Source organism: Streptomyces sp. NPDC057474 (genome assembly GCF_042802555.1).
Taxonomy (GTDB): Bacteria; Actinomycetota; Actinomycetes; order Streptomycetales; family Streptomycetaceae; genus Streptomyces.
On the sequence record NZ_JBHVDX010000026.1, the window covers coordinates 30,342 to 56,045 of the forward strand.

Annotated in this window: 21 protein-coding genes; 9 read left to right on the forward strand and 12 right to left on the reverse strand. The window is 70.8% G+C overall.

The window, feature by feature from the left end; all coding sequences use genetic code 11:
* Window positions 1-54 precede the first annotated feature (54 nt).
* Genes ACFU53_RS10490 through ACFU53_RS10510 form a run of 5 tightly spaced genes read right to left on the reverse strand, consistent with a single transcriptional unit; the run spans window position 55 to window position 4,361 of the window.
* Window positions 55-366: an L-rhamnose mutarotase gene (locus tag ACFU53_RS10490; protein ID WP_383988738.1), complete on the reverse strand. Its 312-nt coding sequence runs from the start codon at window positions 364-366 to the stop codon at window positions 55-57.
* The gene (locus tag ACFU53_RS10495) at window positions 363-1,379 is read right to left on the reverse strand and encodes an aldo/keto reductase (protein ID WP_383988740.1); all 1,017 of its coding nucleotides are present in this window, start codon (window positions 1,377-1,379) and stop codon (window positions 363-365) included. The genes ACFU53_RS10490 and ACFU53_RS10495 overlap by 4 nt, the downstream gene beginning before the upstream one ends.
* Window positions 1,376-2,164 (reverse strand): SDR family NAD(P)-dependent oxidoreductase, encoded by a 789-nt coding sequence (locus tag ACFU53_RS10500; RefSeq protein WP_383988743.1) that lies wholly within the window; start codon window positions 2,162-2,164, stop codon window positions 1,376-1,378. Before ACFU53_RS10500 ends, ACFU53_RS10495 begins: the two co-directional genes overlap by 4 nt.
* Entirely contained in the window at window positions 2,161-3,498 is a 1,338-nt protein-coding gene (locus ACFU53_RS10505) for an L-fuconate dehydratase (protein WP_383988746.1), read from the reverse strand. Before ACFU53_RS10505 ends, ACFU53_RS10500 begins: the two co-directional genes overlap by 4 nt.
* 11 nt (window positions 3,499-3,509) lie before the next feature.
* Complete coding sequence (locus ACFU53_RS10510; RefSeq protein WP_383988750.1) at window positions 3,510-4,361, reverse strand: fumarylacetoacetate hydrolase family protein; 852 nt, start codon at window positions 4,359-4,361, stop codon at window positions 3,510-3,512.
* A 408-nt stretch (window positions 4,362-4,769) separates the two neighbouring features.
* On the opposite strand from ACFU53_RS10510, the gene ACFU53_RS10515 reads away from it, so the two are divergent.
* The 4 genes from ACFU53_RS10515 (at window position 4,770) to ACFU53_RS10530 (ending at window position 9,336) form a co-directional block, all read left to right on the forward strand.
* Window positions 4,770-5,819 (forward strand): sugar ABC transporter substrate-binding protein, encoded by a 1,050-nt coding sequence (locus ACFU53_RS10515; protein WP_383988831.1) that lies wholly within the window; start codon window positions 4,770-4,772, stop codon window positions 5,817-5,819.
* Between the two features lie 91 nt (window positions 5,820-5,910).
* On the forward strand, window positions 5,911-7,560 hold the full coding sequence (locus tag ACFU53_RS10520; protein ID WP_383988753.1) for a sugar ABC transporter ATP-binding protein: 1,650 nt from the start codon (window positions 5,911-5,913) through the stop codon (window positions 7,558-7,560).
* A 2-nt stretch (window positions 7,561-7,562) separates the two neighbouring features.
* Window positions 7,563-8,603, forward strand: a complete 1,041-nt coding sequence (locus tag ACFU53_RS10525; RefSeq protein WP_383988756.1) for an ABC transporter permease — start codon at window positions 7,563-7,565, stop codon at window positions 8,601-8,603.
* A 31-nt stretch (window positions 8,604-8,634) separates the two neighbouring features.
* On the forward strand, window positions 8,635-9,336 hold the full coding sequence (locus ACFU53_RS10530) for a FadR/GntR family transcriptional regulator (RefSeq protein WP_383988759.1): 702 nt from the start codon (window positions 8,635-8,637) through the stop codon (window positions 9,334-9,336).
* 447 nt (window positions 9,337-9,783) lie between these two features.
* Here ACFU53_RS10530 and ACFU53_RS10535 read toward each other — a convergent pair whose 3' ends face one another.
* Both ACFU53_RS10535 and ACFU53_RS10540 read right to left on the reverse strand, forming a co-directional pair.
* The gene (locus ACFU53_RS10535) at window positions 9,784-11,100 is read right to left on the reverse strand and encodes a phytase (RefSeq protein ID WP_383988762.1); all 1,317 of its coding nucleotides are present in this window, start codon (window positions 11,098-11,100) and stop codon (window positions 9,784-9,786) included.
* Window positions 11,101-11,289: 189 nt separating this feature from the next.
* Entirely contained in the window at window positions 11,290-12,522 is a 1,233-nt protein-coding gene (locus ACFU53_RS10540) for a DUF418 domain-containing protein (protein WP_383988765.1), read from the reverse strand.
* Between the two features lie 191 nt (window positions 12,523-12,713).
* On the opposite strand from ACFU53_RS10540, the gene ACFU53_RS10545 reads away from it, so the two are divergent.
* The 3 genes from ACFU53_RS10545 (at window position 12,714) to ACFU53_RS10555 (ending at window position 15,622) form a co-directional block, all read left to right on the forward strand.
* Window positions 12,714-13,391, forward strand: coding sequence for a response regulator (locus ACFU53_RS10545; protein WP_383988768.1), 678 nt, complete (start codon window positions 12,714-12,716; stop codon window positions 13,389-13,391).
* Entirely contained in the window at window positions 13,388-14,509 is a 1,122-nt protein-coding gene (locus ACFU53_RS10550; RefSeq protein WP_383988771.1) for a sensor histidine kinase, read from the forward strand. Before ACFU53_RS10545 ends, ACFU53_RS10550 begins: the two co-directional genes overlap by 4 nt.
* 141 nt (window positions 14,510-14,650) lie before the next feature.
* On the forward strand, window positions 14,651-15,622 hold the full coding sequence (locus ACFU53_RS10555; RefSeq protein WP_383988834.1) for an NAD(P)-dependent alcohol dehydrogenase: 972 nt from the start codon (window positions 14,651-14,653) through the stop codon (window positions 15,620-15,622).
* 25 nt (window positions 15,623-15,647) lie between these two features.
* Here the strand turns inward: ACFU53_RS10555 and ACFU53_RS10560 are convergent, their stop codons facing one another.
* The 5 genes from ACFU53_RS10560 to ACFU53_RS10580 form a co-directional block, all read right to left on the reverse strand.
* Window positions 15,648-16,814 (reverse strand): SGNH/GDSL hydrolase family protein, encoded by a 1,167-nt coding sequence (locus ACFU53_RS10560; RefSeq protein ID WP_383988836.1) that lies wholly within the window; start codon window positions 16,812-16,814, stop codon window positions 15,648-15,650.
* A gap of 79 nt (window positions 16,815-16,893) precedes the next feature.
* Window positions 16,894-19,317, reverse strand: coding sequence for a glycoside hydrolase N-terminal domain-containing protein (locus ACFU53_RS10565; protein ID WP_383988774.1), 2,424 nt, complete (start codon window positions 19,315-19,317; stop codon window positions 16,894-16,896).
* A gap of 26 nt (window positions 19,318-19,343) precedes the next feature.
* The gene (locus ACFU53_RS10570; RefSeq protein WP_383988777.1) at window positions 19,344-21,167 is read right to left on the reverse strand and encodes an alpha-galactosidase D; all 1,824 of its coding nucleotides are present in this window, start codon (window positions 21,165-21,167) and stop codon (window positions 19,344-19,346) included.
* Between the two features lie 101 nt (window positions 21,168-21,268).
* Window positions 21,269-22,456, reverse strand: coding sequence for an ROK family protein (locus tag ACFU53_RS10575; RefSeq protein ID WP_383988780.1), 1,188 nt, complete (start codon window positions 22,454-22,456; stop codon window positions 21,269-21,271).
* 184 nt (window positions 22,457-22,640) lie between these two features.
* On the reverse strand, window positions 22,641-23,114 hold the full coding sequence (locus ACFU53_RS10580; RefSeq protein ID WP_383988782.1) for a response regulator transcription factor: 474 nt from the start codon (window positions 23,112-23,114) through the stop codon (window positions 22,641-22,643).
* Between the two features lie 259 nt (window positions 23,115-23,373).
* Here ACFU53_RS10580 and ACFU53_RS10585 point away from each other — a divergent pair, with 259 nt between their 5' ends.
* Both ACFU53_RS10585 and ACFU53_RS10590 read left to right on the forward strand, forming a co-directional pair.
* A complete protein-coding gene (locus tag ACFU53_RS10585) occupies window positions 23,374-24,063 on the forward strand; it encodes a response regulator (RefSeq protein ID WP_383988785.1) in 690 nt (229 codons plus the stop codon).
* 171 nt (window positions 24,064-24,234) lie between these two features.
* A complete protein-coding gene (locus ACFU53_RS10590; RefSeq protein WP_383988788.1) occupies window positions 24,235-25,506 on the forward strand; it encodes a sensor histidine kinase in 1,272 nt (423 codons plus the stop codon).
* The last annotated feature ends 198 nt before the right edge of the window (window positions 25,507-25,704 follow it).

Genomic DNA, 25,704 nt, shown 5'->3' on the forward strand with positions numbered 1-25,704 from the left:
CCCCGGCTCCCACGGATTTCGTACCGCCCGCCGCCCCCGGGCCGTCCGCGCCGCTCACAGCTCCCACACCACGGGCAGGCCGGCGTCGGAGCCCTCCGCCGAGTAGTCGTGGACGACGTCGAGCAGGTCGGTCATGCGGGCCTGCCAGGCGATGTTGACCGGCAGTTTCTCCAGCTCGGCGATCATCGCCGCGTAGTCCTCGACCTCCAGCAGGTGGAAGAGGTCGGTGCCGCTGCGCCAGATCGTCCACTCGCTCACGCCTGCGGCGCGGATCGCGGTGGTCAGCTCTTCCGGGACCTCGCGGTGGGCCGCCTCGTACTCCTCGACGCGGTCGGCGCGGACCTTGGTGTGCAGGGCGACCCTCACGACGACTCCTTTTCTTCGAGAGGCACGGGGGCTTCCGGAGCGAGCAGGCCCCCCGCGCGCAGCTCGTCCCAGAGGGCGGCCGGTACGGGGTGCCGGGCCTGCTCCACGGTGTCGCGGACCTCGTCGGGTGAGCGGGCGCCGGTGAGGACGCTCGCGACGGCCGGGTGGCCGAGGGGGAAGCGGAGGGCGGCGGCGCGCAGGGGCACGCCGTGGCGTTCGGTGACCGTCTTCAGGCGCAGGGCCCGTTCGAGTACGGGTTCCGGGGCGGGCCCGTAGTTGTATGTGGCGCCCGGCTTCGGGTCGGTGAGCAGGCCGGAGTTGAAGACACCGCCGATGAGGACGCTCCGGCCACGGGCGGTGGCCTCGGGGAGCAGTTCGGCGAGGCCTTCCTGTTCCAGGAGGGTGTAGCGGCCGGCGAGGAGGACGACGTCGATGTCGGTCTCGCGCAGGAAGCGGGCCGGGAGCGCGGACTGGTTCATGCCGACGCCGATCGCTCCGACGACGCCTTCGCCGCGGAGTTGTTCGAGCGCCGGGTAGGCCTCGTCGAGGGCCTGTTCGGCGTGGTCGTCGGGGTCGTGGAGGAGGACGATGTCCACCCGGTCCAGGCCCAGTCGGTCCAGGCTGGCTTCGATGGAGCGGCGGACGCCGTCGGCGCTGAAGTCCCAGACACGGCGCAGGGTCGCGGGGACGGCGAAGCCGTTGGCCAGGTCGTCGGCCGCGCCGCCACCTTCGCCGTCCCCGCCGGCGGGCACCAGCAGACGTCCGACCTTGGTGGAGAGGGTGTACGTGTCCCGGGGGCGGTCGCGCAGGGCGGCGCCCAGGCGGCGTTCGGAGAGGCCGAGGCCGTAGTGGGGCGCCGTGTCGAAGGTGCGGATCCCGGCGTCCCAGGCGGCGTCGATCGCGGCGGCGGCCTCCTCGTCGGCCACCGGGCGGTAGAGGTTGCCGATGCCCGCGGCGCCGTATGCCAGCTCGGTGACGCGGACATCGGTGCGGCCGAGGGCCCTGGTCCTCATGAGCCCGCCGGGCGGAGCCGCAGCCCCTGCATGCCGCCGTCGACGGCGAGGGAGGTGCCGGTGACGGAGGCCGCGGCGGGACTCGCCAGGTAGACGATGGCGGCGGCCACCTCGTCGGCGGTGACCAGGCGTCCCATGGGCTGGCGGGCGTTGAGGGCGGCGCGCTCGGCGTCGGGGTCGTCGGCGGCGTCGAGGAGCCGGCCGACCCAGGGGGTGTCGGCGGTGCCGGGGTTGACGCAGTTGACGCGGATGCCCTCGCGGACGTGGTCGGCGGCCATGGCGAGGGTCAGCGAGAGGACCGCGCCCTTGCTGGCGGAGTACAGGGCGCGCTGCGGCAGGCCCGCGGTGGCGGCGATGGAGCAGGTGTTGACGATCGCCGCGTGGGAGGAGTGGCGCAGGTGGGGCAGGGCGGCCCGGCTGGTGCGCACCATGCCGAGGACGTTGACGTCGAGGACCCGCTGCCACTGGAGGTCGGGGTTGTCCTCGACGGTGCCCTGTGCGCCGATGCCCGCGTTGTTGACGAGGATGTCGAGGCCGCCGAGCCACTCGACGGCCTCCGCGACGGCGGCCCGTACGGAGGCGTCGTCGGTGACGTCGGCCTTGAGGCCGAGCAGCGGCGCCGACGCGCCGGAGGGGTCGAGGTCGAGGACGGCCACCGCGGCGCCCCGGGCGGCCAGCAGCCGGGCCGTGGCCAGGCCGATTCCGGACGCGCCTCCGGTGACGATCGCCCTGAGACCGGTCAGCTCACCTGTCGGCTCGGTCGGTTCACCTGTCGGCTCGGTCATGCGACTTCCTCCCGTCCAGCGAGGTCGGCGGCCCAGAACGTGCCGTCCGGGTAACGGTATTCGGTGAGCGACCCGGGGTGCATGGTGGCGGAGAAGCCCGGGGCCAGGGGAGCGACGTAGTGGCCCTCGCGCATCACCACGGGTTCGGTGAAGTGCTCGTGAAGGTGGTCGACGTACTCGATGACCCGGTCGTCGGTGGTGCCGGAGAGGGCCAGGTAGTCGAACATCGACAGATGCTGGACCAGTTCGCACAGGCCCACGCCGCCGGCGTGCGGGCAGACCGGGACCCCGAACTTTGCGGCGAGCAGCAGGATCGCCAGGTTCTCGTTGACTCCGCCGACGCGGGCCGCGTCGATCTGGAGGACGTCGATGGCTTCGGCCTGGAGGAGCTGCTTGAAGACGATGCGGTTCTGGACGTGTTCGCCGGTGGCGACCTTCACGGGGGCGACGCCCCGGCGGACGGCGGCGTGGCCGAGGACGTCGTCGGGGCTGGTGGGCTCCTCGATCCAGTACGGGTCGAAGTCGGCGAGGGCCCGGGTCCACTCGACGGCCTCGCCGATGTTCCAGCGCTGGTTGGCGTCGATGGCGATACGCACCCCGTCGCCGACGGCGGCGCGGGCGGTGCGCATCCGGCGGAGGTCGTCGGCGAGGTCGGCGCCGACCTTGAGCTTGATCTGGGTGAAGCCGTCGGCGACGGCCTGCTTCGCCAGCCGGGTGAGCTTCTCGTCGGAGTAGCCGAGCCAGCCCGGTGAGGTGGTGTAGCCGGGGTAGCCGCGTTCCAGCAGCGTCGCCTCGCGCTCCGCGAGTCCGGTCCGGCCTTCGCGCAGCAGCCGGAGGGCGTCCTCGGGGGTGAGGGCGTCGGCGATGTAGCGGAAGTCGACCTGGGAGACCAGCCACTCGGGGTCGGCGTGGGCGAGGAGCCGCCACAGGGGCTGTCCGGCGCGCTTGGCGGCCAGGTCCCACACGGCGTTGACGACGGCGCCGATGGCCATGTGCATCACGCCCTTCTCGGGGCCGAGCCAGCGCAGCTGGCTGTCGCCGATCAGGTCGCGGTTGACCGAGCCGGGGTCGGCGCACAGCTCCTGAACCGAGCGGCCCACGAGGTGGGGCCGCAGGGCTCCGATGGCGGCGACCTGGACGTCGTTGCCGCGGCCGATGGTGAAGGTGAAGCCGTGGCCTTCGAGGCCGTCCCCGGCGTCGGTGCGCAGCACGACGTAGGCGGCGGAGTAGTCGGGGTCCGGGTTCATGGCGTCCGACCCGTCCAGCTCCCGCGAGGTGGGGAAGCGGATGTCGTAGGTGTCGACCGCGGTGATCCGGGCGGGGGTTGCAGTCAAGGGGGTGCCTTTCACGCTTGGCCGAAGGTCTGGCGCTGGCCCCCGAGCCCGTCGATCTCTAGCTCGACGGTGTCACCGGGGCGGAGATAGGGGGTGCCGGGCAGGCCGAGGGCGACGCCCGCGGGCGTACCGGTGTTGATCACGTCACCGGGCTCCAGGACCATGTACCGGCTGAGGTACGCGACGATCTCGTGGACCGGGAAGATCATGTCGCGGGTGTGCCCGTGCTGGCGTTTGACGCCGTTGACGCTCAGGCGCAGCCCGAGGTCCTGCGGGTCGCCGGCCTCGTCGGCGGTGACCAGCCACGGGCCCATCGGGTTGAAGGTCTCGCAGGACTTGCCGAGGTCCCACTGCGAGGAGTACTCCAGCTGGAACTCGCGCTCGGAGACGTCATGGCTGACCACGTACCCGCCGATCACCTCGGCCGCCGCCTCGGGGCCCTCCAGATAGCGGGCCCGCCGTCCGATGACGACGCCCAGCTCGACCTCCCAGTCGGTCTTGACCGAGCCGCGCGGGATGAGCACCTCGTCGTACGGGCCGACGACCGTGCTCGGGTCCTTCATGAAGACCACGGGGCGGGGCGGAATCGCGGCGCCGGTCTCGGCGGCGTGGTCGCGGTAGTTCAGCCCGACGCAGATGACCTTGCCGGGGCGGGCGACGGGGGCGCCGATCCGCGGGCCGTCGGTGTCGAGCTCGGGCAGTGCGCCCGCCTCGACCGCCGCGCGGGCCCGGTCGACTCCCCCGGAAGCGAGGAAGGGGCCGTCGATGTCGGAGGCCACGGAGGACAGATCCAGCAGCCGGCCGTCGTCGGTACGGACGGCGGGCCGCTCCTCCCCCGGGGCGCCGACGCGTAGCAGTTTCACTGGGGCAGCTCCCTTGCCATGGGTTCGTTCATTCATCGGAGGAATGGCGCACCGTGACTTTAGGGGCAGTTCGGCGCCCTGACAACGTATTCCTCGGATGTATTTGGCTGACATGGAGCTGTTGCGCAGGTCACAGATCCGGAATATACGAATTCATCCCCACGATGATCGCCAAGCATCCCCCTCGATCGAGCACGCAATTCATTGAGAGACCTCTTGTCAACTCCGGCAATGCCGTCGTAACGTCCTCGACGTCCGAGATACATCGGAGGAATCGCACCACTGCATCGTGGCCGTTCAAACTCCGCTGCTCGTTCACCGGTTGACCCCCTGTCCCTCCCCTCCGACGGTCCACGCATGCCTGTACCGGAGGGCGGCCTCCCCGTCCTGGCTAAGGAGAACCCGGCCATGAAGCTCGCTCGCACCCGCTCCACCGCCGCAGCGGCCTGCGCCCTCGCGGCCCTCACGCTCCTCACCGCGTGCAACCGTGAGAGCTCCTCCGGGTCGGCCGGCTCGGGCGGTGACAAGCCCGCCATCGGTATCGACCTGCCGCGCTCCGACTCGGACTTCTGGAACTCCTACGCCGAGTACCTGAAGAAGGACGTCAAGTCCGAGGACATCAACGCGCTGCCGCTCAGCAACTCGCAGAACGACATCACCAAGCTCGTCGCCAACGTGCAGGTGTTCCAGAACACGGGCGCCAAGGCCGTCGTCATGGCCCCCCAGGACACCGGAGCCATCGCCTCCACCCTCGACACCCTCGCGTCGAAGAAGATCCCCGTGGTCAGCGTCGACACCCGGCCCGACAAGGGCGACGTCTACATGGTCGTACGTGCCGACAACCGGGCGTACGGCACCAAGGCCTGCGAGTTCCTCGGCGAGCAGCTGGGCGGCAAGGGCAAGGTCGCCGAGTTGCAGGGCGCGCTGGACTCGATCAACGGGCGGGACCGCTCCGAGGCGTTCGCGGAGTGCATGAAGACGAAGTTCCCGGACATCAAGGTGTTCGAGCTGCCCACCGACTGGAAGGGCGACGTGGCCTCGGCCAAGCTGCAGAGCCTGCTCGCCCAGCACCCCGACCTGAACGGCATCTACATGCAGGCCGGCGGTGTCTTCCTGCAGCCCACCCTGGCCCTCCTGGAGCAGAAGGGCCTGCTGAAGCCGGCCGGGGAGAAGGGCCACATCTCGATCATCTCCAACGACGGCATCCCGCAGGAGTTCGACGCGATCCGCAAGGGCCAGATCGACGCCACCATCTCCCAGCCCGCCGACCTCTACGCCAAGTACGCGCTGTACTACGCGCAGGCCGCGGCCGAGGGCAAGACCTTCGAGCCGGGCAAGACCGACCACGACTCCACGATCATCGAGATCCCGAACGGCCTGGAGGACCAGCTTCCGGCGCCGCTGGTGACCAAGGACAACGTGGACGACAAGACCCTGTGGGGCAACAACGTCGGCTAGCCGCGCAAGGGCCGACGCCAGGGCGGAGGGACGCGGCCCGTCCCTCCGCCCGCACCCCCTCGTATCCACCCCACGAAGGACGGTATCCACCATGGCGGACACCGCGACCGCCGCGGCGAACGGCGGCGGGAACCCCGCCGCCGGGAGCCTCGCCCCGGTGGCCGAGGCCACCGGCATCAGCAAGAGGTTCGGCGCCACCGTCGCGCTGCGCGACGCCCGTATCACCATCACCCCGGGCGAGTCGCACGCGCTGGTCGGCCGCAACGGCGCCGGCAAGTCGACGCTGGTGTCCATCCTCACCGGACTGCGGCACGCCGACACCGGCACCCTGCGCTTCTCCGGCGAGGCGGCGCCCGCCGTCGGGGACATCGACGCCTGGCGCTCCAAGGTCGCCTGCGTCTACCAGAAGTCCACGATCATCCAGGACCTGACCGTCGCCGAGAACCTCTTCCTGAACCGGCAGAGCGACGGCCCGCTGCGTCCCATCCGCTGGAAGCAACTGCGCGCGCGGGCCGAGGAGTTGCTCGCCGGATACGGCGTGGATGTGAAGGCCGACGCGCGGGCGAGGGATCTCACGGTCGAGCAGCGGCAGTTCGTCGAGATCGCGCGGGCGCTGTCGTTCGGCGCGCGCTTCATCATCCTCGACGAGCCGACCGCCAAACTCGACGCCCGCGGCATCAACCGGCTCTTCGACAAGCTCCGCGGCCTCCAGCGGCAGGGCGTCGCCTTCCTCTTCATCTCGCACCATCTGCAAGAGGTGTACGACCTCTGCACCACCGTCACGGTCTACCGCGACGCGGCCCACATCCTGACCGCGCCCGTCGCCGAACTCCGCCATCAGGCACTGGTGGAGGCGATGACCGGGGAGACCACCGTCACGGCGGCGGCAGCCGTCGAGAACCGCGCCCCGGTACGGGCCGACGCCCCCGAACTCCTGACGGTCGAGGGCCTCACCCTCCCCGGCGCCTGCCAGAACCTGTCGCTCACGGTGCGCGCGGGCGAGGTGGTCGGCCTGGCCGGCGCCGCGGCCAGCGGCAATGTACGGGTGGGCGAGACCATCGCAGGGTTGCACCGCCCCGAGGCGGGCACGGTCTCCGTCGGCGGGCGGCGCGTACGGGGCGGCAGTGTGCCGTCGGCGCTGGCCGTCGGTGTCGGGCTGGTCCCGGAGGACCGGCATCTGCAGGGCCTGGTCAACAACCGCAGCGTGGCGGAGAACGCGACGCTCACCGTCACCGACCAGCTCGGCCCGTACGGCACGGTGCTGCCCGCCCGGACCAGGACCTTCGCCCAGCGCATGATCCTGGACCTCGACATCAAGACCCCCGGCGGGTCCACCCCCGTGTCGGCCCTCTCGGGCGGCAACCAGCAGAAGGTCGTCGTCGCCCGCGCCCTGGCCACCGACCCCCATGTGCTGGTCGCCATCCGCCCCACCAACGGGGTGGACGTCAAGTCCAAGGAGTTCCTGCTGCGCCGGATCCGGCAGATCGCCGACGGCGGGAAGGCCGCGCTGATCGTCTCCGACGAGCTGGACGACCTGAAGGTGTGCGACCGGCTCGTGGTGATGTTCCACGGGCGGGCGGTCGCCGAGTTCGACCGCGGCTGGAAGGACGAGCAGGTGGTCGCCGCCATGGAGGGCGTGGCCGACCGGGCCGAAGCAGCCGACACCGCCGCCACCTCCTCCGACCCCGCCGCCGCCGCCGCCGACACAACCTCGGACACCACCGAAGAGCACGGAAGGTAGTCATGTCCGCCACCACTGATGTCACCGACCCCGCCACGAGCGTGGCACGGGAGACCACCGGGGACACCCGCCGCGGGCTCGGCCTCGGTCGCTTCCGTGAACTGTCCCTGGTCCCGGCGATCCTCGTCCTGGGCCTGATCGGGTTCATCGTCTCGCCGGCCTTCCTGACCGCCGACAACCTCATCGGTGTGGCGCAGCAGTCCACCGAGCTGAGCCTGCTGGTCCTGGCCACCGCGCTGATCCTGATCTGCGGCCGGATGGACCTGTCCCTGGAGTCCACGATCGGCGTGGCGCCCGTCATCGCCGTCTGGCTGGTCCTGCCGACCAGCGGCGCCCGGTTCACGGGCCTCGGGCTGCTGCCCGAGTGGACGGCCATACCGCTCTGTCTGCTGGTGGGTGTGGTGATCGGGGCCGTCAACGGGTTCCTGATCCTGAAGCTGCGCCTCAACGGCTTCATCGTCACCCTCGGCATGCTGACCATGCTGCGCGGTCTCCAGGTCGCCCTCTCGGAGGGCCAGTCCATCGTGGAGCTGCCGTCCTCCTTCACCTACCTCGGCAAGGCGTCGTGGCTGGGTGTGCCGGCCGCGATCTGGATCTGTGTGGTGCTGTTCGCCCTCGGCGGCAGCGCGCTGGCCTGGCTGCGGCACGGGCGGGCGCTGTACGCGATCGGCGGCAACGCGGAGGCGGCCCGCACCGCCGGTATCCGGGTGGACCGGATCGTCTGGGCAGTGCTCATCCTCGGCAGTGTGCTGGCCGCGTTCGCCGGCATCCTCTACAGCGGTCACTACGGCTCGATCTCCGCCACCCAGGGCAGCGGCTGGATCTTCCAGGTCTTCGCCGCGACCGTCATCGGCGGGGTGAGCCTCAACGGCGGCAAGGGCTCGGTGTTCGGCGCGCTCACCGGTGTGCTGACGCTGCAACTCGTCGTGAACGTCATGACGTTGGCGGGTGTGCCGCCGCTGTGGAACCAGTTCCTCAACGGCGCGATCATCATCGTCGCGCTGATCATCTCCCGCTTCGCCTCGGGCGAGAAGCAGGAGTAGTGCCGGTAGCGCCGGTACAGGGAGGCACCTCGTGGCACTGACGGACGAGGCGATGGACAAGATCAAGGCGATGATCGTGGCCGGCGAGCTGGCACCGGGCTCCCGCCTCCCCAAGGAGGAGGTCCTCGCCGCCCAGCTCGGCCTGTCCCGCAGTTCGCTGCGGGAGGCGGTACGGGCGCTGACGGCGATGCGGATCCTGGTCACCAGGCAGGGCGACGGCACGTACGTGTCCAGCCTGGAGCCGCATCTCCTGCTGGAGTCGCTCTCCTTCGCCTCGGACGTCTCCCAGGGCCAGACGGCCCTGCAGCTGCTCCAGGTACGGCGGCTGCTCGAACCCCAGGCGACCGGGGCGGCCGCCGCCCTGCTCACCGCCGACGACCTCGACGAACTGGGCGCCATCCTGGAGCGGTCGCGGGCCGCCGCCACGGTCGAGGAGTTCGTCGGCCACGACATCGCCTTCCATCTGCGGATCGTGGAGGCGGTCGGCAACCCGGTGCTGTCCATGCTGTTGCGGGTGCTCTCCACCCGCACCCAGCGGGCCCGCATCGTCCGCGGCACCCGCACCGAGCGGTCCGTGGAACACGCCCACCGCGAGCACGAGGAGATCCTGCGCGCCCTGCGGGCCCGCGACGCCGCGCTGGCGGTCTCCGCCGCGACGGTCCATGTCGCGGCCGTGGAGCAGTGGATGGCGGCCGGGCTCGACGAGGATCCCCTCTGCGCGATCGAGGACTGACCGTTCCTGTGGACTGAGCCGGAGTGAGCCCGTTCAGCCGCGCGCCCCGAACGGTCCTGGGCGAGCTGGTCCCCGGCGTACTCGACCCCGGGGCGACCACACGCATCCTGTGCGTGGTCCGGGCCCGGGAGGCCCCCGCGGCCGGAGGCCGCTGATGGACACACCCCTGCGAGACCTGGCCAGATGGGTATGGCCAGAGGCGACGGGGAGGCCCTGAACCATCACACCGGTGAAGCAGGGGCCCCGCACGCTGACGCCGTACCCCGCGTCCCAGATCGCAGATCGCACGATCACGCCAACCCAAACAGCCCAGGACAACGCCAGCCCGGAAGCCGACCATCACACGATCGAGCTCATTCGACCTCATGCGCACTCCTTGGCGAGCAGCTACCACCCCTTCAGCGGACCGTCACGGCCGCCGGGCCCACCCGGCGGCCGTACGCGTCGTCACATCCCGGTGGTGTCCACCAGCTTGCCGAGGTCGACGAACTTGAAGCCGGTGGCCGTGCGGGTGCCGCCCTCGCCGTCCGGGACCTCGGGGGTCTCGTGGCCGTCCTGGACCACGAGGAGGCCGCGCGGATAGCGGCTGCCCAGCGGGGCGTTGAGGACGGCGGCGCCGTCACACTCCTCCACGCTGTCGAGCGTCGGCGAGGCGGCGCCGATCCGGAAGCCGCCCTCGTACTCGTTGCCCTCGCCGACCTCGCGGTCGTACAGGGCGAAGGTGTTGTCCCCCTGGCTGGAGGCGAGCAAGTAGCCGTCTCCGCCCCGCTCCTGATAGATCGTCAGGCCCTCGACGTCGGCCGACAGCCGCTTCCCGCCGTAGCCGGGGTCGGCGCCCGGCGTGCACTCCTCGGTCTCCTCGTCGTACGTGCCGGGGACGCCGTACTCCTTGGTCCTGTCGACCAGGACCGGCTTGCCGGTGAGGTTGGCGCGCAGACGCCAGATGCCGATGTCCTCCTGCCCTGCGTAGAGGGTGCCGGTGACGGGGTCGACGACCATGCCCTCGACCTGCGGGAGTTCACCGGGTTCGCCGCAGGGGCTCCACGTGGTGCCGTCGGGCAGGCGGAAGGAGGCCGGCAGGTCGAGGGTGCGGATCTTGCGGTAGCCGACCTTGCCGTTCGCCGCCGGGAGGAGTTCCAGCAGGGCGAGGCGAGTGCGCTCGCGTTGGCTGACCAGGGCGTAAATGCGGCCGGTGGATTTGTCCGTCCAGGTGGCGAGGCCGTACGCGGTGCGCTGGTCGTTGATCTCGGCCTGGTCGGCGGAGAAGACGGGGGCGGCGGCCGGGTCGGTGATGTCGGTCAGCGGGCCGTTCCGGCGGGAGGGGTCGATGCGGTAGATCCGCAGCCGGTCGTTGCCCCGGTCGCTGACCACCGCCACGTCGGCCCGGCCCGCGGAGGTGCGCAGGCCGGCGACGAGGTCGACGTTGTTGTAGCGGCCCGGGGCGTCGCCCTCCGTCGGCGGCTTCGGCGCGGGCACCGACTGCACCAGGCGGGCGTCCAGGTCGTAGACGCGCAGACCGCCCTCCTTCGCGGTGGCGACGACAAGGCTGCGGCCGGGGTCGGCCGGGTTCCGCCAGATCGCCGGGTCGTCGGCGTCGGAGTTGCCGCCGGCCTCGTCGTCGTACAGCGCGGCCGACTCGCTCGTCGCGGTCACCGTCGGGAGGCCGGACGTGCCCGCTCCCGCGGGGGACGCCGCGAGGAAGGTGGTCAGCGCGGTGCCCGAGGCGAGGAGGGCGACTCTTCGAGCAGTGCGGGGCGTTCTCACAGGTGTTCGCTTCCTTACCGTCGTGATGTCGACCGTCGTGATCACGACCGTCGTGATGTCGTCGATTGTCGGGGACATGCAGATGGTGCGGAGAGAAGCTTGCGCGCAGGCGGACACGACCTGTCCATGCCGTCATGGTGAAACGACGTCGGTTTGGCCGGAGTTCGCCCGGACGTCGCCCGACCCGCCTCACCTGATGTAGCGGGCCGGGAGCGTGCAGACGTAGAGCAGATGCTCCAGCGGTCCACGGCGGAACCATCGGGTCCAGGCGGTGGCGAGCAGCATCGCGACCGAGCCGTGGACGAGGAGGTCGACGAGCGCCGGTCCGGCCTCGTCCTCCACGCCGAGCTCCCGGATGGCGAGGATGTGCAGCACATACGCGGTCAGGGCCGTCATGCCGACGGCGCACACGGGGGTGGTGAGGCGTCCGAAGCGCGGCAGCCGGTCCATGGCCGTCACGCACGCCACCACAACCAGCAGCGCGACACCGGTGTTGCCGAGGATGGAGAAGGTCGTCTGACTGTGCGGCGCGCCCACCAGGAGCCAGACCGCCGGGGTGTCGTCGACGATGTGGCCGACGGTGTCGGACCACCAGGCCCAGGCGGCCGAATCGCCGTCCGTGGCGGCGGCGACGGTGGCCTGCGCGTGCGGGACGAGGCGGAGAGCCAGCCAGGAGCCGCCGTAGCCGAGTACGGCCAACACGCCGCCGGTGACGGCCAGTTGGGAGCGGACCATACTCCGGGTGAGGTCGAGGCGGGCCACCGCCATCCCCGCGAGCATGAACGACATCCAGGTGAGCACGGGGTATTCGCCCGTGAACAGCAGTTCCATGAAGCCGTCCGTGTCGCCGACCCGGGCCAGCGGGTCCCAGGCGACGACCGTGTCCACCCAGTCGCCGTTCTCGATCAACAGCCTTGTCACGTACAGGATTTGGGGCATGACGAGCGCACCCAGGGCGGCGAGGAGCGCGAGCGTCCGGGCCCCCAGCCGGTACAGCGGGAGGACGGCGAGGAAGGTCAGCCCGTAGAAGGCGAGGATCACGTCGACATCGGTGTCGAGGCCGGTCAGGGCGAACCCCAGGACGATCAGGACGAGGGAACGGATGGCCATCCGGGCCACCGCCTGCCGTCCGGCGCGCCCGGTGCGCGGGTGCGGGCGGCCGGTGATCAGTACGAGGGTGAAGCCGGCGAGCAGCGCGAACAGCGCGGAGGAACGGCCCCGCGCCAGCTCCATGACGAAGCCCAGCGGTCCGCCGGCCGCCGGGTCGGGGCCGACGTGGGCGGCGTACATTCCGAAGACCGCGAGCCCACGGGCCAGATCGATGCCGACCAGCCGCCCGGTGGACGGCCTCTCGGAGACCGGGGCGGCTGTGGGGGTGGTGGCCGGCTTGGACGACAGGTCCGATGACGTGTCTGGTGTCATGGCCTTCAGAGTCGGGGGCGCGAGGGGCGCGTTGCCATCCGGCGGGTGGCTGGAAGGTCCCCGCCGACCAGCCGGAGTCGCCCCCGCCAGGTGACCGGATACCGGGAGGAATGGGAACCCGGCGGCGACTTTGGACGTCGTAGGAGTTCCAGGAGAAGTCCAGTGGTGGTCCGACGGCGAGCGGGGCACAGGTGATCCGGGTACTGGTGGTCGACGACGAAGCTCTGATCCGCACGGGCTTCGAGCACATCCTCAGCTCCGCGGACGACATCGACGTGGTGGCCGCGGTCCCCGGCGGCCGGGCGGTCCACGCCGTACGGGAGCTGCGCCCCGAGGTGGTCCTGCTGGACATCCGTATGCCGGACGTGGACGGGCTCACCGTCCTCGCCGAACTCAGGAGACTCCCCCGCCCTCCCGTGGTGGCCATGCTGACCACCTTCGACATGGACGAGTACGTGGCGGCCGCCCTGCGCTCGGGGGCCGCCGGCTTCCTGCTCAAGGACACCGACCCGGAGCAACTTCCGGATCTGGTACGGACATTGGCGGCCGGCGGGGTCGTACTGTCGTCCCGCGTGACCCGTACCGTGGTGGACGGTTATCTGAACAACGGCCCCCTGGAGGCCGCCGTCCGGCTCGTCGAGCGGCTCACCGAACGCGAGCGCGCCGTTCTCGTCCTCATCACCGAGGGGCTGTCCAACACCGACATCGGTGACCGGATGCATCTGAGCACGGGGACGGTCAAGGACCATGTGAGCGCGCTCCTCACCAAGTTGGAGGTGAGCAGCCGGGTGCAGGCGGCCCTGCTGGCAGAGCGCGCGGGCCTGCTCAGGCCGTCGCGCTCCGTCGGCGGCGAACGGGAGGGCGGATGAGGCCCCCCACCCGCACCCCGCACGGGCCGGCGATGGACGCCGCGCTGGTCGCGGCCTCGCTGCTGGACGTGTGGATCCATGACGTGGGCACCCATCACCCCCGGGAGCTGGCCGCCGCCCTGCTCGCGACCTTCGCGCTCGTCATGCGCCGCCGGCTGCCGCTGCCGACCTTTCTGCTCACCCTGCCGACCGCCCTGTTCACGGACGCGGTGTTCGCCACGCTGGTGGCGCTGTACACCCTCGCCTCGCGCACCCATCACCGGGTGCCGCTGGCCGTGTGCGCGCTGGGGTTCACGGTCTGCGACCTCACCTGGTGGTCGTGGCCGTCACCGGAGTTCGCCGACCTCGACGGCCGCCAGGCCCTGATCCCGCTCTCCTACAGCGTGGCGCAGGCGACCGCGCCCCTCTTCCTCGGGCAGCTCGTCCAGGCTCGCCGGGAGCTGTCTTTGCGTCTGGCAGAGGTCTCCGAGGTGAAGGAGCACGAGCGGCTGCTGGTCGCGCAGGGCGTCCTGGCGAAGGAACGCGCCCAGCTCGCCCGGGAGATGCACGACGCCGTCTCCCACCAGGTCAGCCTGATCGCCGTGCGTGCCGGGGCCCTCCAGGTGGGCAGCCGGGACCCCGACGCGAAGGAGGCGGCGGCCACGATACGGCTGCTCAGCGTGCAGACCCTGGACGAGCTGCGGCACATGGTGGGCATACTGCGCGCTTCCGGCAGCCGCCCCACCGAACTCACCCCGCAGCCCTCCCTCGCCGATCTCGACCGGCTCGTCACCGGCAGCGGCATCGACACCGACCTGCGCACGGACCTGCCGGCCGACCTCCCGCCGCCCGTCCAGCGCGCCGTCTACCGCACCGTGCAGGAAGCCCTCACCAACATCCGCAAGCACGCCCCCGGCGCCACGGCCACCATCCGCGTCCACCAGCGCGACGGCACCCTCCGCGCGAGCGTCACCAACACCGCGCCCAGCCGCCCGGCCCTCTCCCTGCCGGGCGCCCACCACGGTCTGATCGGCCTGCGTCAGCGAGCCGAACTCCTCGGCGGAACGGTCACGTCCAGGCACCTGAGGGACGGGGGCTATGAGCTGCGACTGGAGCTGCCGGTGAACGGGGCGCCATGAGCCGTTCCAGGGCTGGTCAGCGGCACGAGTCACCGGGACGATCCTGAGTACGCCCGCCCGGACACGACCCATCGGCCGACAGGCCCCCGGCCGACGGGCAGTTGGACTCACCGACCGGCAGAGCAGTCAGGGAGACCCATGATGAAGGCCATCGTCCAGGACGCCTACGGCTCCGCCGACCTCCTGCACCTGCGCGACATCGAACGCCCCGCACCCCGCGCCGACGAGGTCCTCGTCGAGGTGCGCGCCGCCGGCGTCGACCCGAGCGTCTGGCACCTCATGACGGGACGCCCGTACGTGGCCCGTCTGAGTCCGCAGATCGGTCTGCGCAGGCCCACCCACCGCGTCCGGGGGTGGGACGCCGCCGGACATGTCGCGGCGGTCGGCGCCGAGGTGACCCGGTTCAAGCCCGGTGACGAGGTCTTCGGCAACTGCGAGGGCTCCTTCGCCGAGTACGCCCGCGCCAAGGAGGAGCAGTTGGCGCACAAGCCCGACGGCTTCACCTTCGAACAGGCCGCGGCCCTTCCCGTCTCCGGTGTCACCGCCCTCCAGGCCCTCGACACGGCCCGTCCGCGGCCCGGTCAGAAGGTGCTCGTCATCGGCGCCTCCGGCGGCGTGGGCACGTACGCCGTCCAACTCGCCGTCCATTACGGCGCCCACGTCACCGGTGTCTGCGGGCCCACCGGCACCGGTCTCGTTCGTTCGCTCGGCGCCGCCGAGGTCATCGACTACACCCGCGAGGACATCACCGACCGCCCGGTCCGCTACGACTTCGTCCTCGACGCAGCGGGCAACCGCCCCCTCTCCCAGCTACGCCGCGTCCTCGCGCCACGCGGCACCGTCGCCTTCGTCGGCGGCGAGAACGGCGGACCTCTCCTCGGCGGCATGGACCGCTGGGCACGCGGACTGATTCTCTCCCTCCTCGTACGCCAGACGTTCCGCCCCGTCTTCGCGGTCACCCGCCGCCAGGACCTGCTGACCCTCAAGCAACTCGCCGAGACCGGCGCGCTCACTCCCGTCATCGACCGCGCCTATCCCTTGGGGGAAGCTGCCGCAGCCGTCCGTCACCTGGAGTCGGGCCACCCCCGGGGCAAGCTGGTCGTCACGATCTGACCGGTCGCCGGGGTAGTGGGCGGAATCAGCCTGCGTCGCGGTCGCAGGAGAGGCTCTCGATCTCCACCGCGTCGGCCATCGCCTGCATGCCGGTGTCGTTGGGGTGCACATGATCGCCGTTGTCGAAGAACGGCAGGATGCGCTCGTGGTCGTAGGGGCTGCGCAGAACGCGGTCGAAGTCCGCCACGGCGTCGAACTCGCCGCTCTGGCGGATGAACGCGTTGACCTCCTGCCGTACGGCCTCGGCCGGCGCGTCCCACTCGTACCAGCCCTTGAAGGGCCCGACCGTCGCCCCGACGACGCACACACCGGCCGCGTGCGCGCGGTCGATGATCCGGCGGTAGCCGTCGATCAGCTCCCCGGCCGTGACACCGGTGTGTGCCTTGATGTCGTTGACGCCCTCGAAGAGGAGGACCGTGCGGACGCCGGGGTGGGAGAGCACGTCCCGGTGCAGTCTGTTGAGGGCGCCCTGCCCGGCTCCGTCCGCGAGGACCTTGTTGCCGGAGATCCCCTCGTTGGCCACGCCCTTGATGTCCGTGTCGGGGTCGGCCTGGAGACGGCGGGCCAGGTAGTCGGGCCAGCGGCGGTTCTTGTCGGTGGTGGACTGCCAGCCGTCGGTGATGGAGTCGCCCAGGGCGACGACCGCTCCGACGTCCGGGGCTGTCCGTACGGTGACGGCGTCGAGGTAGAACCAGGAGCCGGTGGTTCCGGTCCAGTTGTCCGGGCCCTCCTGAGCCGCGTGATCGCCTGCGGCGGTGTAGGACGTCTGCATGGCCATGCCGTGCCCCGTTGCCGGGCCGCCGGCCTCGGCCACGTACAGGCTGACCACCAGCGAGGTCGCGGCCGGCAGCCGTCCGGGGAGCGGATCGCTGAGCACGCTCGCACCGGCGGGTACGGTCACGGACCGCTCGCCGCCGAACGTGAGCGGCCGGTTGCTGCCCCGCACCAGGGCGGCACCCTCCTTCTGCACGCCCGCGTACGCCCTGCCGAAGGTCAGGGGCCGGTCGCCGAAGGCGTTGGAGAGACGAACGCGTAGATGGGTTCCACCGGCGCTGGTCCGCACGACGAGCCGGTGACTGCGGTCCGAGACCGCCTCGCCCATACGGTCGGCGCTCGCACCCCAGGTGACGACCTCGTGCGTCGCGGCAGTCGAGGCAGGGGCAGCCGTCACCGGCACGGTCAACAGCTGCATGGCGGCGGTCAGCACGACGACCGCCAAGGCGAGTCGCCGCAGGATGCCCGCGAGCCGGGGACTGTGTCGAGGCATCGCTTCACCGCCCCAGGTCGCGCAGGGTCACGGACCGGCCGGGTGACAGGGTGACCTTCCGGGATCTCTCCCCGTAAGCCACCGTGGTCGTACGACCGCCGACGCTCGTCACCGTGACCTCGGTGGGCCTGCCGTCCTGCCAGCGCAGGTCCACGGTGAAGCCACCGCGAACGCCCACGCCCGTGATCGATCCGGACGCGGCCCAGGCGTCGGGCAGCGCGGGCAGCAGCTCGACATGGCCGGGACGGGAGTACACCAGCATCTCGATCATCGCGGCGGGCGTACCGAAGTTGCCGTCGATCTGGAAGATGCCCCGGCCCCGCTCGACCTCGTAGATGTCGAACAGGTTGGGCGCGGTGCCGTTGGCTCCACCGGTGGAGGGCCGCAGGTTGTTCACGACGAGTCGGTAGGCCTTGTCGGCGTCCTTCAGCCGGGCCCAGCACAGGCCGCGCCAGGCGTTCGCCCAGCCGAAGCTCTCCATGCCGCGCGCGGTGAGCAGCGCGGTCGCGCCCTCGACGATCTCCTCGGGGGTGGAGCCGTCCGGGCGGATCCGGTCGCCGGGGAACAGCTGGACGAGGGGGGACAGATGCCGGTGGGTGGTCTCCCCCAGGTTGTCGGGGGACATCCACTCCTCCAGCCAGCCGGTCTTCGCGCTCACCCCCGGCAGATGGAGCCGTCGCTGCAGTCCGGCGACAGTCCGGGCGTACGCGGTGTCCCTGCCCAACACCTCGCACGCCGTGCGGTAGTTGGCGAACAGGGCCCAGACCAGCTCCTGGGCGTAGGTGATGCCCTTGGCGTCGAGCGGGCCGTGCTCGGGCGACCAGTCGCTGTCGGCGACGAGGACGTCCCGCTGCTCGCCGGTGACCGGGTCCGTGACCGTCGTCGTCAGCAGCCTCGCCTCCCAGAACTCGCAGGCCCCCTTGAGCATCGGGTGGATACGGGCGAGATGGGTGCGGTCCTGGGTGAACTCGTAGTGCTCGTAGAGGGAGTTGCACAGCCAGGCGTTGCCTGCGGGATGCCACCACCAGCCCATGCCGCCGTGGATGTTGGTGGAGATGGCGACCGTCCAGCCCGCGAGCTTCCCGGTGGAGTTGCGGTAGCGGTTGCGGGGGTCGTTGAAGCGGGTGCGGGTGAGTTCGGTCCAGGAGGGCAGCTGGGCCAGGCAGTAGTCGGTGAAGGCGTCGAAGCAGTCGGACAGGGCGGCCCGGTCGGCCATCCAGTAGTTCATCTGGATGTTGATGTCGGTGTGGTAGTCGCCCATCCAGTCGGGGTGGTTGCCGTCGAGCCACAGGCCCTGGAGGTTCAGCGGCAGACTGCCGCGCGAGCCGGCGATCATGAGGTAGCGCCCGAACTGCAGGTAGGCCGCTTCGAGTTCGGGATCGGGCGTGCCGTCGGTGTGCCGTGCCCGGATCCGCTCCCAGGTGTCCATGCCGCGTTGCAGTGCGCTGGAGGTGCCGAGCGACACGTCCATGCGCTCGAACAGCTTGCGGTGGTCGGCGACATGGGTGTGCAGCAGGGTGGTCGGCGAGTGTTCGGCTGCGTCGAGGACTTTGCTGCGGGCGAGTCTGCGCGGGTCGAGCGACGGGGCGCGGTAGTCGGTGGCCGGGTCGGGCGCGTAGTTCGTGCCGCCGGCGACGATCACGGTCAGACTTCTGCAGTTCCGGAAGGAGATCCGCGCCTCGTCGACGGCGACGGCTCCTCCGCTGCCGTACGCGGTGACGGCCGCCCCGTACCGCAGCCGGTTCGCGAACTCCGCGCCGAAGGACACGAGCCGTCCCGCCGGTACGCCTGTGGTGGTCTCGCCGTGGGTGCCGTCGAGGCTGATGTCGCCGGTGTAGCGCCCGCCGCCGTCCTGGGTGAAGTGCAGGACGATGACGTCGTCGGACGCGCCGGCGAACATCTGGCGCCGGTAGGTCACGCCGGAGCGCACGTAGGAGGCGGTGACCAGGCCCTGGCGGAGGTCGAGGGCGCGCCGGTAGCCGGAGACGGCCGAGAGGTCGTGGTCGGGGATGTCGACGGTCAGCTCGGCCAGCAGGGTGAACGAACCGAAGTTCTCGCGGGCGTAGGGGAATTGGCCGTCGTCGTCCAGGGTGGAGTTGAGATCTCCGGTCCACAGGGTGGCATCGGTGATGAACAGCCGCTCCCGGCCCGGGTCGTTGCTCACGAGCGCCCCGAGGCGGCCGTTGCCGACCGGTAGACCCTGGGTGATCATCGAGCCGTCGTCGGCGGGGGCCTGCCACCACAGTTCGGTGGTGGCGTCGGCGTCCTCGGGCAGCATCGGGGACTCGACGGGTCTCGCGGGTGCGGCGGAGGCGGTGAAGGCGGGCAACCCGCCGAGGGCGGCCAGGGCTCCGCCCGCGGCGGCGAAGGAGAGAAGGCCGCGTCTGCCGGGGAGGGGTCCGGACGAATCGGGGCGTGGGGTGTCCATGGATGCGCTCCAATGGGGGTCGGCCGTCAGGACGGGTTCGGTACGTCGATCCGGTCGATGTCCGGGGCGTAGCCGTCGCCGCTGTCGAAGCTGACGGTGTTGGTGCCGGCCTTCAGGTTGAGCGGCACACTCACCGTCTCGACGGTCCCCCAGTCGCCCGTGGAGGGGAACTTGTGGCTGGTGGCGCCCCCGCCGTTGGCGGAGATCCGTACGGATCGCGCGTCACCGCTGACGTAGGCGACGTCGACGACGTACCGTCCGGCCTTCGCGACCGTGACGCCGTTCATGGTGAGCTTGCCGCCGAGGTAGAGGTTGCCGACCTTCCTGTCCCCGGAGCAGGCGCCGCAGTCGGCCACCGAGGCGTTGCCGGCGAGGGTGTTGGTCCCCGCCTCCGCCTCGTAGGCCGTCTTCGTCAGGGCCGGGCCCTGCGGGGTGACGGTGAACAGCCGCGAGCCGTGCGCGGGCAGCGCCTGTGTGATCTTGTCTCGGTACGTGCCGAGGTTCTCGCGGTTCCACAGGTCTCGGACCTTTGCCTTGCCGGAGAAGCCGAGGGCGGACCAGTCGGCGGTCACGGAGGCGGGCGCCTCCCCGAGGTTGAACAGGGCGACCGTGAAGCTCCCGTCGGGGTTCTTCGCCGCCCAGACCTGTTGGTCGTCGGAGGGGGTGAGGGGCCTGGCGGGCGGGGTGCCGCCCTGGTTGACCGCGATGACCTCCTTGTTGGTGAGCAGGGAGAGCCCGTAGGAGTCGAGGCGCGTCAGGTCGTCACCCGTGTAGAGGGGCGACTTGGCGATGGCCCACAGGGTGGCGTAGCTCTGCCGTTCGGCTTTGGTGAGCCCGTCCATCGCGCCGTTGCCGACGTTGAGGGAGTCCAGGTCGTTCCAGCCGCCGGGGCCGGCGTGGCGGGTCCAGGCGGGGGTGTCGTCCCAACGGTCCTCGACGGAGTTCTCCCAGGTGACCAGCGTGTTGCAGTAGCACTCGACGTCGGTGTCGATGCGCCAGCCGTTGGAGTACCGCTTCCAGTCGGCGACATGGCCGATGTCGAGGGACCAGGACAGTTCGAGGTGGATCGGCCGGCCGGTGGCGGCGATCGCCTTCTGCCAGGCGGCGACGTCGGCGACGTTGTCGTAGTTCTCCCCGCTCTTGAACGAGCCGGGCCCGACACCGTCCAGCTTGAGGAAGTCATAACCCCAGTCGGCGAACAACTGGGCCTGGGAGTCGATGTACTTCTGGGCGCAGGGCCGCGAGAAGTCGATCTTGTACGCGCTGTCCCAGCCGTTGGTGGTGCGCAGGTCGCCGTGGACGATGTCGGCGGTCGTACAGCCCTCGGCGTGCCAGAGAGGCACCTTTCCCTCGCCGTACGCCTCCTTCTCCAGCCCGACCGGCAGATAGATGCCCGCCTTCAGCCTCTTGGCGTGGAGGTCGTCGGCGACGGCCTTCATCCCGCGTGGGAAGCGCCCGGGATCGGCGGCCTGTCTGCCGTACTCGTCGAATCGGGGCTTCCAGTCCATGTCCCGCCACCAGCCGGCGTCGATGTTGACGTACTCGTAGCCGTACGGCTTGAGCTTGGCGGCGAGGGCGTCGGCCTGCTTCAGGACGTTCTTCTCGGTCAGATAGCTGTAGTCCCCGTCGGGGTTGAGGCCCGGGTACTTGGAGGACTGCATGCTCCAACTCGTCCAGCCCATGTACGGCTTGGCCGCGGGCGGCGGTGAAACGGCCTCCGTGGCAGTGGAGTCCGTGGCCGTGGAGTCCGTGGCCGTGGCGGCGGGGGTGAGCGCCGCGAGGCCCGCGGTGAGGGCCAGGACGAGCAGGGTCCTGCTGGTGCGACGGGCACGGCGGGGGGACAACCGCATGGGTGCTACCTCCGGATCATTGAAGGATTATGGAGGACTATGGCGTGCTCATGACACAGAAGGAGCGTGGCCGGACCTCCGCGCAATGCGGCTCCGCGGCGTCATCCCTGCTCCTTGGGCGCGTCCGAGCGGATGAAGGACTGGATGGCGGTGGCCGCCGCCCCACGCGCCCACGCCTCGAAGGGCAGCGGGTGCGTCCTGAGGTCGCATCGCGCGGCGGTGCCGAACGCCGAGTCGGCGAAGGCGCCCTTGATCTGCTCGGCGAACAGGTCGTAGGCGGCGAGCCCTTCGCCGGAGATGATCACGCGTTCGGGCCCGAGCAGATTGACCACGGAGCCGATGGCCCGTCCGATGACCGCGCCGGCGCGCGCGTACACCTTCCGGGCTCCGGGATCACCGCGATGCGCGAGTTCCAGGGCCTCGGCCGCGTCCGCGACGTCCCTCCCCGTCTCCGCCCGTACGTCGCGCACGATCGCCGACTCGGAGGCGATGGCCTCCACACAGCCCCGGTTGCCGCAGTGGCAGCGCGGGCCCGCCGGGTCGAGGGAGAGATGGCCGATCTCACCGGCCACGCCGTGCGCGCCGGAGACGACCCGGCCGCCCACGACGAGTCCGCATCCGATGCCGGCCCCCACCGTCACCAGGGCGAAGTCGGACAGGCCCACACCCGCGCCGAACCACTGCTCGGCGCCGGTGAGCGCGCGGACGTCGTTGTCGACGGTGACCGGCAGACCGATGGTCATGGCGGCGAGGTGCGCGAGCGGGACGTCCCGCCACTCCAGGAACGGGGAGTACCGCACCATGCCCTCGGCCCGGTCGACATCGCCGGAGACGGCGATCCCCACGCCCCTGACCGACACCCCGAACTCCTCGGCCTCGATGAGCAGTTCGAAGGCCAGGTCGCTCAGGGTGGCGAGTACGCCCGCGGGTCGTCGGTCGCCCAGCGGGGTGTGCCGGGCGACCCTGATGCGGCAGCACAGATCGGTCAGTACGGCGATGACCTCGTCGCCCGTCACCTTGACCCCGATGAACAGCGCGCGCCCGCCTGCCACCCGCACCGGGTTGGCCGGCCGGCCGAGCACCGGCCTCGACTCCCCGTCGACGTCCTCCACCAGGTAGCCCGTCTCGATCAGGGGCCGGACGGCCTTGGTCACCGCCGCCGGGGACAGGGCGGCCCGCCGTGCGATCTCCGCCCGCGTGAGCGGGCCGTGGGAGAGCACGATGGTGAAGACCTGGGCGGCGGCCGGCGTATGGGCCGGGAACGCCTCCGAGAACGGGGTCGGGCGCATGTCCGGGAACGTACGGCCACTTATTTTCTGTTGTCAATAAAAGAAGCACGATTACAGGTGATGGAGCATCAAGGACCACGGCCGGGCAGGCGGTCGTGGGGCGCTACTCGTGCCTCGCCCCGGAAAGGCTGCGCCGAAGGACCAGCGAGCCGAGGCGGCACCCCCGCCCCGGCCCGGCGGCGCGCTACGCGACGCCGACGGGCTGAGCCCGGACCCCGCTTCGCCCCGTCAAGCGGAACGTTTCATCCAATCGATCAAGCCGGTCCGGCCACGCCGAACGATCCGAACGGTCCGCCCTGTCCAGTCGATCCGGCCTGTCCAGCCGGTCCGAACGGTCCATCAGGTCCCTTCGATCCGTCAGGTCGCTTCGATCCGTCAGGTCGCTTCGATCCGTCAGGTCGCTGCGGTCCGTCAGGTCGCTTCGGTCCGCCCAGTCCACCCGGTCCGTCCGCAGCGCGAGGACGCCCGCGCGCAGTGCGGTCACGATGAGATGCGTACGGTTCTTCGCGCACAGCTTCTCCCGGAGGCTGCGCATGTGGGATGCCACCGTGCGGGGTGAGATCGACAGCTGATGGGACATGTCCGCGTCCGACATACCGTGGGCTGCCAGAAGAAGGATCTCCATTTCCCGGGCGCTGAGTCGGCCGGAGCTGTCCACTGCCATGGGTGCCTGCCTTGTTCGGAGGGGGTCGAGGACCGGTGTGTCGTCCGTGTGGTGCGGCTGTGACTCTTCCGTGACACCCGGGCCCCGGCCATCGACCATTCGACCGATACCCGGCAGTAGTCATCGGCCGATCGGCCTCGGTCCTTCCGCCCGCCGCGGAACTTTCGCCGGGAACGCGCCAACCGCCCGATTCGCCACGGCCGTTCGGCCGCCGGCTTCCGCGGACGGCCGGACCGGCCACGTAATCCATGGCATGCTCGGCCGCGTGAGCAGCACCCCCACACGCGTGATGATTGCCGACGATCAGGATCTGGTCCGGGCCGGTTTCCGTCTCATCCTCGATGCCCAGGAGGGCATCGAGGTGATCGGAGAGGCCGCCGACGGGCTCGCGTGCGTGGAGTTGGCGCGCGCGTTGCGGCCGGATGTGTGCCTGGTGGACGTCCGTATGCCGAAGCTGGACGGGCTGGAGGTGACCCGGCTGCTGTCCGGCCCTGGGGCGACGCATCCGACCCAGGTCGTGGTGGTCACCAGCTTCGACCAGGACGACTACCTCAACATCGCGCTGCGCAACGGCGCTTGCGGCTTCCTACTGAAGGACGCCGCGCCCGCGTTGCTGATCGAGGCGGTGCGGGCGGCGGCGCGTGGGGACGCGCTGGTCTCGCCCGGAGTGACGGTCCGGCTGCTGAAGCAGCTGGAGGAGCGGGCGTCGGCACCGGCGGACGGCACCGGTGTACCCGAATCGTCGCTCAGCGCCCGGGAGTTGGAGGTCGCCCGGCTGGTCGCGGTGGGCCGGACCAATCAGGAGATCAGCGACGAGCTGTGTCTGTCCCTGTCCACCGTGAAGACGCATCTGGGCCACATCCACCACAAGCTGGGCGTGCGCAACCGTGTCGAGGTGGCCGCGTGGGCCTGGGCCAACGGAACCGTCCGGACCAGACGTTGACGGAGATTCCGTGAACACCATGTAGTCGATCTGTGTCGCTCCCCACAGATCGATCCACCGTCTGCCAGCGAGGCATGTCCATGCCTAGCCTGCTTTTCTATGACAACTTCGTCACTCGCGGCGCTCTCGGCACGAGCGACCCAGCCGCACCTGGGCCCCCCTCGGTTACCCGTGCGGGGGCTGAACCACCGCGCCCTGTACCTGGCTCTGGGCATGCTGTGGCTGCTCGACGTGGGCATCATCGGGTCGCAGCAACAGGGCCTTCTCGACTGGTTGCCTCTCGTGACGGGCCCCATCGCCCTGGCTCTGGTGCTGGTGCCCGATTCGCGACTGAGCATCGAGCGGCGTACGGGTTTCTGCGCGGCCTTCTCGACGGCGGTGACGCTGGGCACCTCCCTGATGGGGTGGGCCATGCCCGAATGGGGGCTGCTGGAGACGGCGTGCATGCTGGTCCTGCTCGCCCGCACCTGCCGCAATGTCACCCGGCCCGGCGTCGCCCTCGCGCTGGCCGCCGCGATGGGGGCCAGCGTCATCGACGAACCCCTGCGCACCGGGGGTACGGGAATCACCCTGACCTACCCCTTCCTGCTGACTTTCGCGGTCGGCGGGGCCGTCGGAGCGGGCTGCTATCTGCGCACCCTGGACGCCCGGCGCCGCCGTACGATCGCCGCCGTACGGCTCGCCGAGCGGATACAACTCGCCCGGGAACTTCACGACTTCGTCGCCCATCACGTGACGGGCATCATCGCGCAGGCACACGCCGCCGGTGTGGTCCACGAGAGTTCGCCCCATCAGGTCGGCCCCATCCTGAGCAACATCGCCGAGGCCGGGCAGCGGACCATGGACTCCATGCGCCGTCTGATCCGGGTGCTGCGCGAGGACGGCGAGCAGACCTCCATCGAGCGCCCCGAGGAGCCGTACGCCGAACTCACCAAACTGGTCTCGGCGTTCAGCGGCCAGGGTGACGGATCGACCGCCCAGCTGGAGATCACCGGAGTCGCCCGGAGGAGCGAACTGCTGCCCGAGGTGGGCTCCGCGGTCCATCGCGTGGTGCAGGAGGCGCTGACCAACGTACGGCGGCACGCGCCGGGCACCCAGGCGACCGTGCGCGTCCATCGCACCCGCGACGACCTGCTCCGGGTCGACGTGTACAACGACGGGCCCGAGCGGCGGATCTCCCGCCCCACGGGAGGCCGGGGCGGCTACGGCCTGATCGGGCTGCGCGAGCGGGCGGAGGCGGTCGGCGGCTCCCTGGCGGCGGGCCCCGCCGACGACGGTGGCTGGTGGCTCATCGCCCATTTCCCGGTACTCACGGAAGCCGCACTCCAGAACGCCGAAGAATCCGCCGGCGCGGGCCCGGCATCCCGCCGACCGTCCGGACGCCATGCCAAGCCGAATGCGCATACGGAGCCCGAACCGGACATGAGTTGGGACGCGGGTTAGGGCGATCCGGGGCGTGAATTAGGCAATTCTGCGAATCGCGCCGGACCGGCCCACCCCCTAATGTCGGAGACCCAAAGGCGCCGGGACGGCCTTCTCACGTCCCGCAGAGTGGTGAACCGGCCCGGACCGGGCCCTGTCGAGGGCCCGGTCCACCGTTTCCCGTCCGCCACTTCGCGAACCGACGGACCGGTGCCCATC